This is a genomic window from Listeria grandensis (assembly GCF_014322885.1).
GTDB classification, from domain to species: Bacteria; Bacillota; Bacilli; order Lactobacillales; family Listeriaceae; genus Listeria_A; species Listeria_A grandensis.
Window position 1 is genome coordinate 96,654 of sequence record NZ_JAASUG010000007.1, and the last position, 16,782, is coordinate 113,435.

General features: G+C 44.2%; 13 protein-coding genes. 4 read left to right on the forward strand and 9 right to left on the reverse strand.

Features of this window, described 5'->3' with window-relative positions:
• Positions 1 to 3: 3 nt before the first annotated feature.
• The 4 genes from HCJ54_RS10730 to HCJ54_RS10745 are packed head-to-tail and all read right to left on the reverse strand — an operon-like array spanning position 4 to position 4,176.
• Positions 4 to 1,179 carry a MalY/PatB family protein gene (locus HCJ54_RS10730; protein ID WP_187137628.1) on the reverse strand — a complete coding sequence of 392 codons (1,176 nt, stop codon included), beginning with the start codon at positions 1,177 to 1,179 and terminating at the stop codon, positions 4 to 6.
• Between the two features lie 52 nt (positions 1,180 to 1,231).
• Entirely contained in the window at positions 1,232 to 2,290 is a 1,059-nt protein-coding gene (locus HCJ54_RS10735; protein ID WP_187137629.1) for a zinc-binding metallopeptidase family protein, read from the reverse strand.
• A complete protein-coding gene (locus HCJ54_RS10740) occupies positions 2,244 to 3,716 on the reverse strand; it encodes a PTS fructose-like transporter subunit IIBC (RefSeq protein WP_185409382.1) in 1,473 nt (490 codons plus the stop codon). Before HCJ54_RS10740 ends, HCJ54_RS10735 begins: the two co-directional genes overlap by 47 nt.
• Before the next feature lie 16 nt (positions 3,717 to 3,732).
• On the reverse strand, positions 3,733 to 4,176 hold the full coding sequence (locus tag HCJ54_RS10745) for a PTS fructose transporter subunit IIA (RefSeq protein WP_187137630.1): 444 nt from the start codon (positions 4,174 to 4,176) through the stop codon (positions 3,733 to 3,735).
• 524 nt (positions 4,177 to 4,700) lie between these two features.
• Here HCJ54_RS10745 and HCJ54_RS10750 point away from each other — a divergent pair.
• Entirely contained in the window at positions 4,701 to 6,191 is a 1,491-nt protein-coding gene (locus tag HCJ54_RS10750) for an SdrD B-like domain-containing protein (RefSeq protein WP_187137631.1), read from the forward strand.
• Positions 6,192 to 6,388: 197 nt separating this feature from the next.
• Here the strand turns inward: HCJ54_RS10750 and HCJ54_RS10755 are convergent, their stop codons facing one another.
• A complete protein-coding gene (locus HCJ54_RS10755) occupies positions 6,389 to 8,662 on the reverse strand; it encodes an LPXTG cell wall anchor domain-containing protein (RefSeq protein ID WP_187137632.1) in 2,274 nt (757 codons plus the stop codon).
• A gap of 302 nt (positions 8,663 to 8,964) precedes the next feature.
• Between HCJ54_RS10755 and HCJ54_RS10760 the strand changes: the two genes are divergently transcribed.
• Positions 8,965 to 9,981 (forward strand): WxLIP family cell surface protein, encoded by a 1,017-nt coding sequence (locus HCJ54_RS10760; protein WP_187137633.1) that lies wholly within the window; start codon positions 8,965 to 8,967, stop codon positions 9,979 to 9,981.
• A gap of 66 nt (positions 9,982 to 10,047) precedes the next feature.
• Here the strand turns inward: HCJ54_RS10760 and HCJ54_RS10765 are convergent, their stop codons facing one another.
• From HCJ54_RS10765 to HCJ54_RS10780, 4 genes are all read right to left on the reverse strand, one after another.
• Positions 10,048 to 11,649 carry a glycosyltransferase gene (locus HCJ54_RS10765; RefSeq protein WP_187137634.1) on the reverse strand — a complete coding sequence of 534 codons (1,602 nt, stop codon included), beginning with the start codon at positions 11,647 to 11,649 and terminating at the stop codon, positions 10,048 to 10,050.
• 101 nt (positions 11,650 to 11,750) lie between these two features.
• Positions 11,751 to 13,010, reverse strand: a complete 1,260-nt coding sequence (efeB, locus tag HCJ54_RS10770; RefSeq protein ID WP_187137635.1) for an iron uptake transporter deferrochelatase/peroxidase subunit — start codon at positions 13,008 to 13,010, stop codon at positions 11,751 to 11,753.
• 22 nt (positions 13,011 to 13,032) lie between these two features.
• Complete coding sequence (gene efeO, locus HCJ54_RS10775; protein WP_187137636.1) at positions 13,033 to 14,202, reverse strand: iron uptake system protein EfeO; 1,170 nt, start codon at positions 14,200 to 14,202, stop codon at positions 13,033 to 13,035.
• A 12-nt stretch (positions 14,203 to 14,214) separates the two neighbouring features.
• Positions 14,215 to 15,648, reverse strand: a complete 1,434-nt coding sequence (locus tag HCJ54_RS10780) for an FTR1 family iron permease (RefSeq protein WP_187137695.1) — start codon at positions 15,646 to 15,648, stop codon at positions 14,215 to 14,217.
• 190 nt (positions 15,649 to 15,838) lie between these two features.
• Between HCJ54_RS10780 and HCJ54_RS10785 the strand changes: the two genes are divergently transcribed.
• Together HCJ54_RS10785 and tatC are read left to right on the forward strand one after the other, a co-directional pair.
• Positions 15,839 to 16,036 (forward strand): twin-arginine translocase TatA/TatE family subunit, encoded by a 198-nt coding sequence (locus HCJ54_RS10785; protein ID WP_036067486.1) that lies wholly within the window; start codon positions 15,839 to 15,841, stop codon positions 16,034 to 16,036.
• Positions 16,033 to 16,761, forward strand: a complete 729-nt coding sequence (gene tatC, locus HCJ54_RS10790) for a twin-arginine translocase subunit TatC (protein WP_187137637.1) — start codon at positions 16,033 to 16,035, stop codon at positions 16,759 to 16,761. The genes HCJ54_RS10785 and tatC overlap by 4 nt, the downstream gene beginning before the upstream one ends.
• Positions 16,762 to 16,782 lie beyond the last annotated feature (21 nt).

Genomic DNA, 16,782 nt, shown 5'->3' on the forward strand with positions numbered 1-16,782 from the left:
GTATTACCTCCTCACTGTTTGAATTGCCTTATGCATTCGCTCTAAACCATCCACTAATTTACTACGAGAACAGGCCACGTTCAATCGCAAAAAACCTTCCCCGCCATATGTTTCTCCCGGCATGATTGCCACTTTCCCAACATGCACCAATGCGTCTTGCAAAGCGTCTTTTGTAAGGCCCAGCGCCGAAACATCAAGCCATGCCAAGTAAGTTCCCTCTGGTATTTCAAACTTGATTTCTGGCATCTGTTCGTCGATAAAGCTTTTCACAAAATGCATGTTGCCTTCTAAGTGTGCGACCATTTCATCGGCATAATCTGCGCTCTCATTGTATGCTGCCATCGTTGCGTACATGCCTAAAATACTAACGGAGGAAAGCGCATCCCGTTCCTTCAATTGCTTCAAAAAAGCCACGCGTAAAGCCTCATCTGGTACGAGTAAATAAGAACCTATCAAGCCCGGCGTATTCATCGTCTTACTAGCAGACGTACAAATACACATATTCATCCGGTTCTCACTCAAACTAAGAATCGGCGTATACTGCGCGTTTTTGTAAACAATATCCATATGAATATCATCTGAAATAATAAAAACTTCGTTCCGCTCACAAATCTCGATAATGCGCGTTAATTCCTCTTTATCAAAAACGCGTCCCGTCGGATTATGCGGATTAGTTAGCAACAAAATTGAAGCATTTGCCACCTGTTTTTCCAGCTGATCAAAGTCAATGCGATACTTCCCATTATCCCACAGAAGCTTGCTTTCGACTAGTTCCCGATTATTTTCACGAATCAGGTTATAAAAAGCATCATACATCGGCGAAAAAACCACGACACGGCCCCGTTCTGCACTTTTCAGGCGTAATAAAACAGAAATAGCGTAACAAACCGTTGGACTATACAGTACCCAATCTTTGTTAAAGCTTGCATCAAATCTAGTTTTATACCACTGAATAATACTGCCCTTAAACGCCTCATGATTCCATCTTGAATAGCCAAAAACCCCGTGCGCCACTCGCTTTTGAATCGCTGTTAGGACTGGCGTTGGCACCCGAAACTCCGTATCCGAGATGGAAAACGGCAATAAATCTGCTTCCCCAAAACGGTCTTCTATATAATCCCACTGCGTACAATATGTATTTTTCCGGTCGACGACTTCATTAAAATCGTATTTTCCCATTATGTCATCCCTTTCTCCAAAAAGCTCAGCGCGTCCGCCAAGCCTTTCGTCCTTATATAAATTTACAAATCGCCTCATGTTTTTCCTCGCCATATTCCGCCAAGAAATGATGCAATAATGTCGCCAAACTATCGTAATCCGTCCGTGAAATCATCGAAGCATTCGCATGCAAATATCGCGTCGGTAAACAAAAAGCCACGACTGGGCGTCCACCACCCATCACATTATAACGACCGCCATCCGTTGCTCCCGTCTTCATCGTGCAAAACTGAAGCGGTTCATCCATCTTATTTGCCGTTTCCACAAGGCTCTGCTTCAATTTTTGATGGGGGATGTAGCGTTTATCAAACAGGGCAAGCGCTGCGCCTCCGCCAAGTTTCAGAGGGAACTTCGTCCGATCAAAGCCTGGCGTATCACCCGCAACCATCGTATCAATCACGATCGCAATATCAGGCTTAATCACCTCCGCCGAAGTTTGCGCCCCGCGAAGTCCGACTTCCTCCTGCACCGTTGCCACCACATAAAGCGTCATTTCATCGTTATCACAGCGTTTAAAAAGTTCGGCAACAAGCGCACATCCCGCTCGGTTATCCAGCGCCTTCCCAAGAATCCGATCTGGCGTAAGCGTTGTAAAATTTGGCTCTGGGCAAACAAAGTCCCCGACTGCAACACCCATCTCGCGCACCATTTCCGCCGAGTCCGCACCAATATCAATAAACATCGCATCATGCTCCATCGGGCGCGCCTTATCTGCCTCACTCAGCGCATGCGGGGCAATCGAACCAATAATCCCCGCCACTTTTCCGATGCTAGTCCGAATCTCCACACGATGATTCAACATGTTCTGATTCCACCACGAGCCCACCGTCTCAAAAAGGATAAAGCCGTCCGCCGAAATATGTTTCACCATAAATCCGACCTCATCCATATGCGCAATAATCGCCACTTTTGGACCTCTAGAGCCCTTACGCGCGATAAAACTGCCCAAACCATCAAACGCGATTTCGTCCGCCTGGTCGACTAATTCCCTATACAAAATTTCGCGGATTTCTTGCTCGTCACCGCTAGTTCCCGATGCCATCACCAGTTGTTTCAGTAAATTCGTCTCCATCTTTTTGTTTCGCCTCTTTCCGTTTTACCCACCATGTTTTCAAAACAATAATCAAGAAAATATTTAAAGCAAGACCAAATGCTAACACCAGATAAAACCAATACCACGGCGACATTAAACCGATCAGCGGATCAAAAATACCGATACCAGGTGCTAGCCTTTGTACGCCGAACATAATCGTTAACATCCCAGCAATCCCACCACTAAGCGTGTTGGCTGTAATCATCGGGAATGGTGCAGCGAGCGCGTATGGAATCGCCGGCTCCGTCGCAACGGTCGAACCAACAATAATGGAACTGATTGCCGCACCTTTTTCTTGTTTTGTAAATAATTTTGGAGCGATAAATGTCGAGATTCCTGCAGCCATTGGAGGCATGAGCGCCACAACACCAACGATCGCATACCAATCATAAATTCCTTTGTCGAGCAGCGAGAAACAGAAGAACCAAGCTGTTTTATTAACCGGGCCACCCATATCAAACGCAAGCATCGCGCCAACTAAGAACGCCGCAGCCAATTTCATTTCAGTCGGAATCGTGTTCAAGAAATGAAGCATACCGTCCATCATGCCGCCCATCACAGGACCTAGTACGTAATACGTTAGAATACCGAAGACAAATAGCGTCACAAACGGAATCAACATGGAACCAAGTAATGGTTGCAAAGCCTTGCCCAACTTGACTTTCCGGAAATATTTCACAAAATAACCAATAGCTAGACCGAGGACAACAGCACCTAGAAAACCAGCGCCAGACTCTGTGCCGAGCATCGTGTTATCATTCGCCAAATAGGTTACCAAAAAGGCGGGGGCAAATGCAGGCTTATCCCCAATCGAGCTCGCAATGTACGCACCCATAATCGGAATCATAAACTTGAATCCTAAGTAACCAATGGTTTCCACTACCCAAGTAAAGGACGGATCGCCATTCGCCATATCCACATAAGGCATCCCAAACTGTACAAGCATATTCGCAATCGCAACGAGTAAACCACCACCGATAACAAACGGCAAGGCAGCAGAAACGCCGGCCATCAAATGGCTCATCACGCTTCCTGTTGGTACATCTTGTTTTCCCATTTTAATATTATTTTCTGCTGTAAACACCGTTGCCTTGCCTTCTAAATCATCATAAATCGTCTCAATTTGCTTCAAGGCCTCCGAAACCTTCAATTCCACGACCTTCTTGTTCGCAAAACGGAACCGGTCTTCCTCACTAATCGTGCGACCTAAAGCCAATATCACATAATCTGCAGCCTTAATTTCCGCCGGGGTCAAATGATTTTCAACACCACTCGCACCTTGTGTCTCCACTTTTATCGTGTATCCAAGCGAAACTGCCTTACGTTCTAGCGCCTCAGCAACCATATACGTATGCGCAATGCCCGCCGGACAGTTCGTAATCGCTACAATATTTAAACTCGTCATCCTACTCGCTCCCTTTTTATGAAATAACACCCTGAACTAACGTCAAAATTTCTTGCTCACTCCCTGACTTCAACTTAGCAACAAAATCTGGATCCATCAACTTACGGCTTAGTTGGGATAACAGACGCAAATGCTCCTGACCACCCGTTTCCGGCACGAGCAAACAAATCCAACAATGCACCGGCTGATCATCTAGCGCCTCCCACGCCACCTCGTTAGTACCACGTCCAACCAAAACACCAACCTCTGTCACAAAAGCTGATTTCGCATGAGGAATCGCAATCCCCCCACCAAATCCAGTTGTTGACTCTTCTTCCCGCAACCATAAATCACCATAAAAACCCTCCGCACTTGAAACCTTCCCGTTCAAAAGCGCCAATTCCGCAAACTCCTTCAAAATCTCAGCTTTTGTCGTCCCTTGCATTGCCACATTTATTCCACTTATATTCATGATTTCCATTTCAGCTCAACTCCAAATTTTATTATTGTTTACACGCAATTGATAACGTTATCCTGTACTCCTTTTCAGTATAGTTGATAACGCTTACTAAAAAAACCACAGAAATGTCACACACACGATGACATTTTCATTAGGAATTCATTTTAAAGTTACAATCAAAACTTTTATAAAGCGTGTTAACTCAAAAAAAAATGATATAGATTTAATATGTGAAATCTTTATGAACTTTATCACAAAAAAACTGCAGAATATGAACTAGTTTGCCTGATAAAAGCATAAATACAAATATTTGTATTCAAATTCTGACTAACAATTCCAATTATATAAGTATTAATTAAAACTTTAAAATTTTACAAAGCCAAAGAACAAGCATCCAAATGCATATAAAGTTATATTTATAATAAAACAATCAGATGCCACCTTCTTTATACAGCAGCAAAAAACGATTCCACCATCCATTGCCTTTTCCCCCCTCACCCGCTAAACTAAAGTTATAACCTAGTTAAAAAAGGGAGGAATTATTAATGAAACACTTTTTCAATAAGCGTATCGCTGCTATGATTCTTATTTTTGCAGTATTTTTCGCATCTTTTGCACCTGCAGCGAACGCTAGTATTCTGAATCCAGCGATTTACACTGTATCTGGGACAGTTTACGCAGACACAGATGGCGATGGCGTGATGGAGTTGCACAACTTGGACTTGCCACTTGCAAACATGACCGTAACACTTCACAAAACATTGGCTGACGCACAAGCAGGAACAAATGCAGTCGCTAGTGCAAAAACAAACGCAGTCGGAGTTTATAACTTCACCAAACTCACAAAAGGGAACTACTTCATCAAATACGGCACAGAAACAACAACAAAACCTATCGCGCAACAAAATTCAGCACTTGACGCAACTGGAAAACAAATTCCAGGAATTGCAACAGTAACAATCAATACGTTGAATGTTGTAACTTGGGCAGACTTAGCAACGAAGAAAGCAACAAACTTAACTTTGACACCATTTGAAGATTTAAACGGAAATGGCGTGAAAGACAGCAACGAATCAATCATAACCGGCAAAACATTAATCTTCATCAACTTAGAAAAAACAGCAGACCTTATTTCAAGTGGTCGCTTATCAGAACTTGATTTAAACTCTAAAATCCTTGGTGCACTAGGCGGTAGCTTAGACATTGAAGATGCAATCCTTTTCAGAACAAGCAGTAAAAACGAAGCTATCAAAATGCCAGACGTAGATCCAGGCATGTACGTGATGGTTCGCTCACCATTTAACTTAACGGTTGGTGATCTACTAGGAAACATTGATAAAGTAACGGCAATCATCAATATTATCTCTGGTGGCGATATCCAAGGAATCCTAGACAACCCAACCTTGTTGGACACAGGTGACATCTCGACAACACCAAATAACGATTACATCAAAGCATTAGCAACTTTCCTACCAAAAGCGATCAACTCGGTAGAAAAAGTAGATGTAGAAAAATATCTTGGCACAGAAACAGCAACGAGTGTCAACACAACGCTTAGCGAAGTTCAATCTATCGCAACACTATTAAATCACATCCCCGCTATGCGTTTTGCAAAAGTCGATATTTGGGGTAATTCGTACGATTTAACAGGTCTTAAATTTACAAAAACAACAGACTTCCAATTCGGTATTCGCAAACTTCCAGTCATCACAGGCGATCTTTTCGTCGATAAAAACAAAAACGGCAAAAAAGACTTGTTAGAGTTTGGAAAAGCAACAAAAGTTACGGCATATGATGCTAACGGTAACGTATTACAATCGATTACAACATCATCCCTAACTACAAAATTCACGCTAGATAAAATTCCATTCGATAAAACGGTCTATATCGGCATCGATGGGACAAATGGTTACAGCCCAGTATACACAGGAGCAGTTCCTTCTGCATTACAAGGTTTGCGTTTAGTTGGCGCTTATACATTTGATTCTAAGAGCTCCATCCAAGAAATCAAACAAAACATTCCTTTATTACCATAATAAATAATGTAGGAAGCCATCATTCGGCGTAAATATAGCGGATGATGGCTTTTTTAGTGCTTGCTATTATATTCTCGAGTTCGTCACTAGACACTTATGCTCTACATCAATCGTGACAAAGACAAAAGAGATAACCGTCCTACTTTGATCAAAAAGTAGCGGCTATCTCTTTACTAGGTTATAACACGAGGATTTATTTAGTCTTCTAACTTCGTGAATTTACGTTTGATAAGCATATAAATGGCTACCAAAACAGCTCCTAATCCTGCAGTCACCGGAAGAATTGGCATTGTGTCACCTGTCTTCGGCAAATCTTTTTTATTCGTTGCTGCGTTCACTACTGGCTTTGCCTGCGCTGATGCATCGTTACTTTCTGCCAAGCTTGGAAGCGTCGGTTTGTTTGTAGCATCCTTTTCAGGTGCCACGATAACTTCTTTATCTGGATCTGTCACTTCTGGCGTAGTTGCGGCTTGTCCAAGCGTTACATTTGTCGCTGTTGCCCAGCCATTAAGCGGAAGAATCGTGTACACAGCATCTTTATCTAACGTTCCACTTACAAGATCAAAAATACCGGTCGTGCCTTGACGTGAAGAATAGCGGTACTGTGCAGTGAGTGTCGTACCATCATTTCCTTTTAGCTCTACTTGACGTCCAGCGAGTAGATCCATTCCTGGGTCTTTATCCAATGCCAACTCAAATGAAGTTGCATCAACAAACGTCGCCTTCGCAATGACTAATGGTGCCATTTCTTTTGCAATGAAAGTTGAAGTCGCCATATTTGCCCAGTCGCTTGTCACCGTGTAAGTGACACCAGGTATTAATTTTTCGCCAGCTGGTAAACGGAATTTAGGCGCTTGGCGACGATCAGAAGCTTGTGTAAATGGTACATAATTCGCTTGGAATCTATCACCATTACTTCCTGTTAGTGTCACACTGCGATCACGTAAGGATGAGATGACTTGAAATGATTTTCCATTGGCATCTTGATTATTATTATCAATAATAAATGCTTGGTCACCACGTCCACCAGCATAGGCAGCAATGATATTCGCATAATCCACCACACCATCCGCTTGGAACGACTCTAGCTCAAACGTATCATTGGTCACCTGTGCTAAATCTCGCATATTAATTTTAGCATCACTTCCAACAAAGGTTTCTACCGGCGCACCCTTATAGCTGAGCGTATAAGTTTTCCCAGGTTGTTGCACGGTCACAGGAACGATGTATGTGCTCTTAGAACCAGATTTCAGACGAGGTACATTAACAATACTTAAACCATCGCTAAATACAAAATTCTTCTTGATCGCTTCTAAATTACTGTCCGCAACTTCTTCCGCAGAAAGTGCCTCTGGAAAAATAATTTGTAGCGTCATCTTGTTCAGTGACTCAATTTTATAGGCTGCTTGTTGACCAAGTGTAACATCCGTGTTCGCTGCCCAGTTATTTTGTGGTACAATTTTATAAGCGATATCAGGATTCAGCGTTCCACCGCTCGTTACATCAAATGTTCCTGTCGCCCCTGCTCGTGAAGAAAAACGGTAACTCGCTGTTAGTTCGCTGCCATCTGCGCCTTTAAGTACGACACTTCGTCCAGCTAGCAAGTCCATTCCAGGGTCTGTCGCAAGTGTTAACTTGAACGACGTCGCATCAACAAACGCTGCAGAATCAATTGTTAGAGGCGCCATCTGACGCGCTGTAAACGAATTGTTCGTCAATTCTGCCCAATTAGAACTCACCGTATAGTGCACACCAGGAGTCAAGGTTTCACCTGCTGGCAAGCGGAATTTAGGCGCTTGACGACGATCCGATGCCTGCGTAAATGGGACATAGTTTGCCGTATACACATCACCATTATCCCCGGTAATCGTCACACTTCGATCACGTAAAGACGAAATAACCTGAAAAGCTTGGCCTGCTGCATTCTCGTTGGCATCATTGACGGTAAAAGCTTGATCGCCGCGTCCACCGGCGTAGGCAGCGATAATATTCGCATAATCTACTACACCGTCTGCTTGGAATGATTCCAGTTCAAACGTATCATTCGTCACTTGGTTCGTATCCCGAATCGGCAACTTCTCGTTACTTCCCGTGAAAGTCTGCTCTGCACCATCTTTATAGCTAAGCGTGTAGGTTGTTCCAGGGTTTTGAATCGTCACAGGAACGATATACGTATTCGTAGAACCGGATTTCAAACGAGGCACATTAACAATCTGCAATCCGTTACTAAATTTAAAATGCGCTTTAATAGCATCCAAATTACTATCTAAAACGTCTGCTGCCGGCAATGTACCATCAAACTTAATTTGCAGCGTCATCTTGTTTAGTGCGCGCAATTCCGTAATTTCTGCCGTAGTTGTAATATTCGCGGTTACAGCTGAAGCTCCGATTGGCGCCATTTGTGGAGCAACTGCTGCAAAAACGGTCGTAGCTACTAGTATAGAAGATAATACTTTTTTTGATTGTGTCATTTTAACATTCTCCTTTTGGTTACAAAAATGATTACTCTCTTTATCATAACTTCCATTTATAAACTGGAAATAAGCATGCTATTAAAAAATTATTAAGCACTATTAAATTCAAAATCATTTTTTTCTTAGTATGGAAAATTTATGATACAATTCCCATTATGTTGTTTTTATACGCTATACTTAGTATGTAACAGTTTTCACATTCCTCAAAAACAAAATCCCCTTTTACCTAAAGCTCTCTAGCGCGATCCCCCATCCCTAGAGAGTGATTACCGCCATTATTCTCTAGGAGGAGTACTTACATGAAAAAACTGATGACCCTGCTTTTAATCGTACCATTACTCGCTTCATCACTTTTGTTTCCCGTTCAAAGTGAGGCCGCTGAAATGAACTTTTCCGTAAGCGCGAACATTCCAGATAACCAAATCGATAAAACTAAGAATTATTTTCATTTGAAGCTCGCGCCTGGTCAAAAGCAAACGGTTGATGTTGTTTTGACGAATGAAACCAATCATGAACTGACCATCCTCACCTCGGTGAACACGGCTGTCACGAATAATAACGGGATTGTGGACTATAGTCAAAAAAATCCCAAGCTCGATGAAACGCTAAAGTATCCGATTTCCAAGCTCACAAAATCAGCAGGTGAAGTCGTTCTTCCCGCCTATTCGAGCAAAAAATATCCCATCAAAATCCAGATGCCGCTTGAATCATTTGACGGAACGATCCTAGGCGGTGTCTACTTCCAAGAAAAAGCACCCAAGAAAAAAGAATCTCAATCTAAGGATATTCAAATCAAGAACCAGTACGCCTATGTTATCGGCATGATGCTTTCACAAAATGACACCGAAGTGAAAGCCGATCTCACCTTAAATGACATTACACCCACGCAAATCAATCATCACAACGTTGTGACGATAAATTTACAAAATACAGAAGCTGCGATCCTCAAAGATCTCGATATAGAAGCCAAGGTTTTCAAAAAAGATGGCACGAAAGCTTTATTTGAAAGCTCTAAGCAGAACATGCGCATGGCACCAAATTCTAACTTCGACCTCCCAATCAGCTGGGACAACAGGGAATTCGCTCCCGGTAAATATCGCTTAGACCTGATTGCAACAAGTAGCGGACAAGTTTGGAAATGGTCTGAATATTTCACAATAGATAATAAAACTGCAAAAGAACTAAATGCAACAGCACTCGATATTGAAAAAGACTACACTTGGGTATACCTTGTTATCGCCATATTTGTCTTACTGCTAAGCCTGTTCCTCGTATTCTTACTAGGTAAACGCTCCAGAAAAGACGACACTGAATAAACCGAGTAGAGAGTTTGTGTAACTCTCTACTCGGTTTTTTGTTATATTTTTGATGGTGTCACGTCATTATTCCAACATCCCATAAAACATCTCCATCGCACGCTTGTTGTATGCCACATAATCAAATCGCTTATTCGGCGTGCCCTCATCCATAACGCGTAACATTTCCTCAGCCAAACTCACCACTCCATTTGGGATCAATAAGCCATAGCCATCCTCCAAAATGCTACGCGAGCCTGGAATATCTGTCGCCACAATCGCTTTTTGCAAGATAAGTGCTTCTAGTAGAACCATCGGCTGCCCCTCGTGGTTAGATGGTAAAATGAATACATCACAATATTTTAAAATCGGGAATGGATTGACAACCTGCCCGAGAAGTACCGCGTGTTTCTCCAAGCCTAATGTTACGATTTCCTCGGCTAATTCTTCTTTCAGCTCCCCATTTCCAATCACCAGTAGCCGCGCGTCATCTCGCTTTTTGACAACGTCGGCGAATGCTACAATCAATTGCTTTTGATTTTTTTCAGGAGAAAGTCGCCCTATCGTCAAAAAATAAAACGCACCCTCATCCAATTGGACGTCCATCTGCTCCTCTGACGCTGCAAGCACCGTCTCATAATCCAGCGAATTATGCACAAAAACCATTTTTTCTGCGCTATTCTCTACTAAATGCCGTAATTTCGCTTCGTTCAAATCCCGCGTATGCTCCGCCACCGAAACGATTTTATCAAAATAATTATACAACAGGAAAATCACATTTAAATCCACGCGATGTTTGTAGTCCACGCCTAATTTTTTACGGTACTCCTGCATCATCTCGTTATGCTGATAAATCAATTTGCGTTCTGCGCCAGATGTCGCAAGCAACAAGGTCCAGTACTTAAAATAACCATCGAAATCAATCGCAATATCAATCTTTGTTTGCCCTAAAATACGACGTAATTCGCGCTCATATAACTGCTTCACCTCATCTTCTAAAAAACCATCGGGACCAAACTCGACATATAACTCGTGGCTTGCCGTGAAAAGTCGTTCTTCCGCGTTGCTCTCATCCGCCGTTCGTAACATCCCGCCAACAACTGTTAGCCGCAAAACACGTGGATCCAATTTTTCAAAATTCCGTTTACAGTCATCGTGAAGCCTCTCCGTATCGATCACAATGACACGGTAGCGTTCATAATCCAAATTATGCAACAAATTAATCGCCGACGTCGTAATCCCATTATTCTTAAAACCACCGCAATACATCAAAATCGTCTTTTTCGCATTGTTAGCTTGTTTCGGCGACAATAAATTACCCGCCCATTCTTTCGTTGAAATCACCGCTCCTGACATAACTTCTCGCAAATCAAGCGGTAGCATCTCATCTGTCACAATATAATCCGCGTGAAGCAAACTCCGCACTAATAAAGGCTCTAAAACCTCACCTTGATAAAAATGAATATACGTTTGCTCGTCCTTTTTGATAAAATAATTTGGCATCGCGCGCTCAGACACAACGTACGCCGCGCTTGCCAAAGCTTTATCGCTCACAGGCTCTAGTGATGTGTCTGCAAAAGCGGGATGCCCCATTATACTTTCTATAAAAACCTCACGATCCGACACAATGACGACGCTATTTTTTCGAATCGGTTCTTGGGAATAGTATTTCAAATAACGCTCTCCCATCTGAATCCGCCTCCTCACATTTCTTAAAATATTCCCGTTCTGTTTTTTTCCAAACGAAAAGGGCAGCTAGTCGCAAAACTAACTCCCCTTTTCAAGTCCTATTATTGTAGTAGTGCTTGTCCAAAATATTCTCCTGCTTGAATCCCGCCCTGACAGGCAAATAACGCATTGCCAATCGGGATCGTATATTCGTTTAGCTTGTCCATTTTTCCCATCACGTGAAGCATTGGTAGGTACTGCGTTTCTGGATTCTGCGTGAAACAGATGAATAGCAAACCGGCTTCGAGACGACCTGTTTTCGCGTCTACACCAGAAGTATAAGAATAAGCACGGCGATGCATCTGTTGCTTCGTGTCCTTCGCCAAGCGTACGTGGGCATCGGTAGGCAACTTTGCCGGATTCACCTTATCGTGCTCCTTTTTCTTCCCATAAGGCGCGCCAGAATGCTTGTGACGCCCGAACGTGTCTTCCTGATCCATCAGCGACGAGCGATCCCAAACCTCGAGTAGCATCTGAATTTTGCGATAGCCAAGATACGAACCGTTCTTCATCCACGCTGGCTCATCCGCCGCCGCCCAAACAACATCTGCAAAACCTTGTTTCGAAGCATGGTCGACATTCGCCGTCCCGTCCTTAAAGCCAAACAGATTGCGCGGTGTTTCCCCTTCTGGAGAGCGAATGAATCCTTCCTCCAACCAACGCACCGTCGCCACTCCCGTCGCTAACCGGATGAAATTCCTGACTCCATGGAACGCGACCTGCTGATCATCCGCACAAACCTGCATGCAAAGATCCCCATCACTATACGCCGCATCCAAACTATCATGCGCCATGTGCGGCACAGTCACTAAATGTTTCGGACGCTTCGCATTCACACCAAAACGATCCCGTCCATTTTTCATAAAGAAGCTCGCGCCATATCCAATTGTCACCGTCAGATTTCCCGTACCAAGACCGTCCGCTTCACCCGTATCACTCGGCGGTAACATGTCATTATCCGCATCACTAAGCGCACCACCACTCGCCGTCAAGTCAGCAAACTTCGTCCACTTTTTAAAAAGCGCAATCACATCCGCCTTGCTCTCCGTCTCCAGATCAAAGCTCGCCAAATAGCAATACGTCTGCTGCTCCGTAATAATCCCAGCCTGCGTCTTCCCATAAAACGGCACGCCCTCATCAGCCTGCGCCATCTCCTTATCAAACACCTTATCGACCTGATCCACCACGCTCAAAATACCGCCAAGTCCAGTCGCCCCGATCGCGATTCCCGTCCCAGCCACAGCCGACATTTTCAACATTTCTCGTCGCGTCATTCCGTCCTTTTTCGAAAGATCCTTTTGGCCATCCGTTTTATTCTTCATCTGCCTTTTTCAGCTCCGTTTATTAAAAGATTTTCCCCGTCTGTGCCATCAACTCCGACAAATGACTCAACTGATTACTAATCTCACGAATCTGCTCCGGCGTCAGCTTCTCATACGACACATAATTCCCGTCCGTATTATACTTCGCAAGCGTATCCTCCATCTTCACAAACGCGTCATCAATTTGTTGCGTCAAATTCTTATCATTTGCGTTCAGCGCTGGAATAATCGCTTGATAAACGACCTTCGAACCCTCCACATTCGCCGCCAAATCCACTAAATCCGTATGCGAATAAGCTTCCTCTTCCCCCGTAATCTTCGTAGTTGCCGCTTCATTCAAAAGTTCCATCGCGCCCGCCACCATCGGTTTAGGCTCCAATTTCAACTTGCCAACTTCCTTCTGCAATGCCAAGCTATCCGTCCTCAACTGATCTGCATATTTATCCATCCCAGTAAGCGTATTATCCGCCCACATCGCCTTCTCAATTCTATGGAAACCAGTCCAGTCCGCCCCATCTTCCACATCATTAACACGCGCATCAATCTTCGGATCTAAATCCCCAAAAATCTCCGCAATCGGTTCAATACGCTCATAATAAACACGCGACTTCGAATAATATTCCTTCGCCTTCGCCATATCTCCAGCCTTCACAGCATCCGTAAAGATTTTCGTATCCGCTACAAAAGCACCCGTTTGTTCCACCACATATTTCGAATAATTATCCACCGCGTTGTCCAATACTTCCGATGTCTTCGCCTTCGTTTCCTTCGCGTTCCCAACCGCATCAAGCGACGTCTTCAAACCAGCCGCATTCGTTGCCAGTTCCGCATAATCCAATTTATCACGCTTCGACATATAGAAAATCGGTGTCTCAAACTTCTCCACATCCGTGTACTGAATCGGGTACAAATCACGCACATTGTTCTCAAAAGCCAACCAATGTTTATGCATCGCCGCCGCGCTTGCCTTCAAGTCTGCGTCATTTTTCGCCGTAATATTCTTCTCTACGGTCGCCAACTCATCCTGCATCTGTTTCACTTCTTTTTTCACAGCCGTTGCTTGTTTACTTTCCGTCTGCTCCTTTTTCGCGTCCGTTTTCACACTATCATCACTCGCCGCGTCCGAATTACACGCCGCAAGTACCACTGTCACCGCGAATACCGACATAAACAACATACCTAATTTTTTCATCCACTTACTCCCTTACTCGGCCAACTGTTTCATAGCCCGTTTTTTTAAACCTGATCTTACTAAAATAAACAGTGCCACCACCACAAAAATCAGCTGCGGCAAAATACTGTACCACGATGGATAAATGCTGAGCGCTGGAATCGATGGCAAATAATCCTGCACCGTCGCTGGAATCACGCCTGCCAGTTGCAAACTATGAATCCCCGAGCCCATAAATTTAAAGCACAGATAAAACACGATCGCAGCAGAAATCCTGAAAAACGGTTTCAGCGGTATGTGCACACTAAATTTCAACATCACGATCGCAATCACAAGCAGAACGCCCAGCCCAACTAGAATTCCCGTGACCAATTCCGTTGTCGACATCCGCCCAACCATACCGATCAAAAAAATCACCGTTTCCAATCCTTCTCTTAAAATCGCCAAAAATGCCAAAATAGCGAACGAAATCATTTTTCCATTCGAGATCGCTTCATCACTTTTCGATGCCATGTAATTATTCCATTTTGCCATGTCCGAGTTACTATGTAGCCAATAACTCACATAAAGCATCATCAAGCTTGCAATCACGCCAGTCCATCCATTAATCAGCGTACTATTATTTCCAAAAGCAAGCGTCGATAGCCAAATCGCTACGATCAGACCGAGAACAAGGCTGGTCAATAATCCAACCGTCGTGCCACCGATAATCCAGCGCCTAGCGTTCGGCGTTTTTGCGCGCTTCGCAAATGTCAGTAGCGTTGCCACAATCAAAAGCGCCTCTAAGCCCTCACGAAATGGTATCAGTGCCGCATCAAACCAAGTATATGTAACGTTCGCAAACGGTTTTAGCGTATCCTCCATGCCATCCAGAACGTCTGCCGTGCGCGCCTGATTTGTAGGATCTTGCACATAAGCCGCGAGCAACATCAAATCGCGCTCCATGTTATCGTACGCGACTTGCGACTGGCTGACCACATCACCTTCCACCGAAAGCCACTGCTTCTGCAAATCCTGCACTTGCTGATCCGCCGCACCCCAGTCCTCATTTTTCACGAATTCACGCGTCTCGCCTAGCTTCTTAATATAACTCGCAAGCGTAATCTTCGTCTTCCCATCGTTGTCCGTATACGTCCCGTCCCGATAATCCCGAAGCAACCCATCCAGCGTATGCAAACCTTCCGTCCCAACTTTCGCCTCCCCATTCAAAATCGCGAGCGTGATTACCGCCACCTGCCGATCCATCTGTTGCGCCAAATCATAAGACTTCCCTTTCACATCCTGCTTACTCCGCGTCCACCACAACTTCCCATCCCGAAAAGCCTCTTTTGCCTGTACAAAATCCGATTTTTCAAGCGCCGTAAGCGCTTTTGTCACAGCCTTCTCCGGCACCGAAACATCCGGCTTTTCCGCTGCACTAGCACCACTTGGAAAAAGTAGCACACCAAAACAAAGCAGCAAAGCCATCCAAACTCGCGATTTCAAGAGCTCATCTCCCCTCAATTGAAAATGATTATCATTATCATATAACTACATCCCAAAAAAGTCAATTCAAAATAGAAAACAATTGACAACAGCTCTAATCAGACGTACAATCAATTGATAATGATAATCAATCCCATTTGAGAAAAATCAGATTAAAAGGAGGTACATAGAAATGGCACTAGGACCAGCAAGTATCGTACTTATTGTCGGCGCCGCCCTCGTTATTTTTGGGCCAAAAAAATTACCCGAACTCGGCCGAGCAGCTGGAGATACGTTGCGCGAATTCAAGAACGCAACCAAAGGCATGATGGATGAACACAAAGAAACACCGATCGAAGAACCGAAAGAAGAAAAGGAACTAACTAAATGACTGACCGTCCAATGGCGCTCACCAAGCATTTGCAAGAATTACGCGCAAGGCTTATTTTCGTGTTTATCGCCTTTTTTGCCGCCTTCATTGTTGGGATGCTAGTGGCCAAACCACTCATCCTGTTCCTACAAAAAGACGAGATGCCCGTCACGATCACCATGAACGTTTTCAAAGTTACCGACGCCTTCTCGATCTACATGCAATTCGCGTTTGTGATCGCCCTCATTCTCATCGCACCATTTGCATTATACCAACTCTGGGCGTTCATCAAACCCGGCCTTTATCAGCACGAACAGCGAGCCACATTGCGCTACATCCCTGTTATCTGCCTCCTGTTTCTGATTGGCGTCGCCTTCTCCTACTTCGTCGTTTTCCCATTCGTTCTCACATTCATGCTCGAATTCGGCGAACAACTCGGCGTCCAAAACACAATCGGCTTAACAACCTACTTCCAGTTCATGCTCCAAACAATACTGCCATTCGGTGCACTCTTCCAGATGCCACTACTCATCGCATTTCTAACACGCCTATCACTCGTCAATCCAATCATCATGCGCCGCTTTCGTAAATACGCTTACTTCATCCTGCTCGTCATCGCCGGCCTCATCACACCACCAGAACTACTCTCCCACCTGCTCGTGACGCTACCGCTCATCCTCCTTTACGAATGCAGCATCATCATCTCCAGCCTTACATATCAAAAAATGCACGCAAAAACAACCTGAAAAGTGGACCGCCAAATCCAG

What these genes read in the sequence shown, in the direction of transcription:
- efeO (WP_187137636.1), bottom strand. Translation starts at nt 14,202, where the DNA reads ATGAAAAAATTAGGTATGTTGTTTATGTCGGTATTCGCGGTGACAGTG.
- HCJ54_RS10750 (WP_187137631.1), top strand. Translation starts at nt 4,701, where the DNA reads ATGAAACACTTTTTCAATAAGCGTATCGCTGCTATGATTCTTATTTTT.
- HCJ54_RS10735 (WP_187137629.1), bottom strand. Translation starts at nt 2,290, where the DNA reads ATGGAGACGAATTTACTGAAACAACTGGTGATGGCATCGGGAACTAGC.
- HCJ54_RS10780 (WP_187137695.1), bottom strand. Translation starts at nt 15,648, where the DNA reads ATGGCTTTGCTGCTTTGTTTTGGTGTGCTACTTTTTCCAAGTGGTGCT.
- tatC (WP_187137637.1), top strand. Translation starts at nt 16,033, where the DNA reads ATGACTGACCGTCCAATGGCGCTCACCAAGCATTTGCAAGAATTACGC.
- efeB (WP_187137635.1), bottom strand. Translation starts at nt 13,010, where the DNA reads ATGAAGAATAAAACGGATGGCCAAAAGGATCTTTCGAAAAAGGACGGA.
- HCJ54_RS10745 (WP_187137630.1), bottom strand. Translation starts at nt 4,176, where the DNA reads ATGGAAATCATGAATATAAGTGGAATAAATGTGGCAATGCAAGGGACG.
- HCJ54_RS10765 (WP_187137634.1), bottom strand. Translation starts at nt 11,649, where the DNA reads ATGGGAGAGCGTTATTTGAAATACTATTCCCAAGAACCGATTCGAAAA.
- HCJ54_RS10755 (WP_187137632.1), bottom strand. Translation starts at nt 8,662, where the DNA reads ATGACACAATCAAAAAAAGTATTATCTTCTATACTAGTAGCTACGACC.
- HCJ54_RS10740 (WP_185409382.1), bottom strand. Translation starts at nt 3,716, where the DNA reads ATGACGAGTTTAAATATTGTAGCGATTACGAACTGTCCGGCGGGCATT.
- HCJ54_RS10730 (WP_187137628.1), bottom strand. Translation starts at nt 1,179, where the DNA reads ATGGGAAAATACGATTTTAATGAAGTCGTCGACCGGAAAAATACATAT.
- HCJ54_RS10760 (WP_187137633.1), top strand. Translation starts at nt 8,965, where the DNA reads ATGAAAAAACTGATGACCCTGCTTTTAATCGTACCATTACTCGCTTCA.
- HCJ54_RS10785 (WP_036067486.1), top strand. Translation starts at nt 15,839, where the DNA reads ATGGCACTAGGACCAGCAAGTATCGTACTTATTGTCGGCGCCGCCCTC.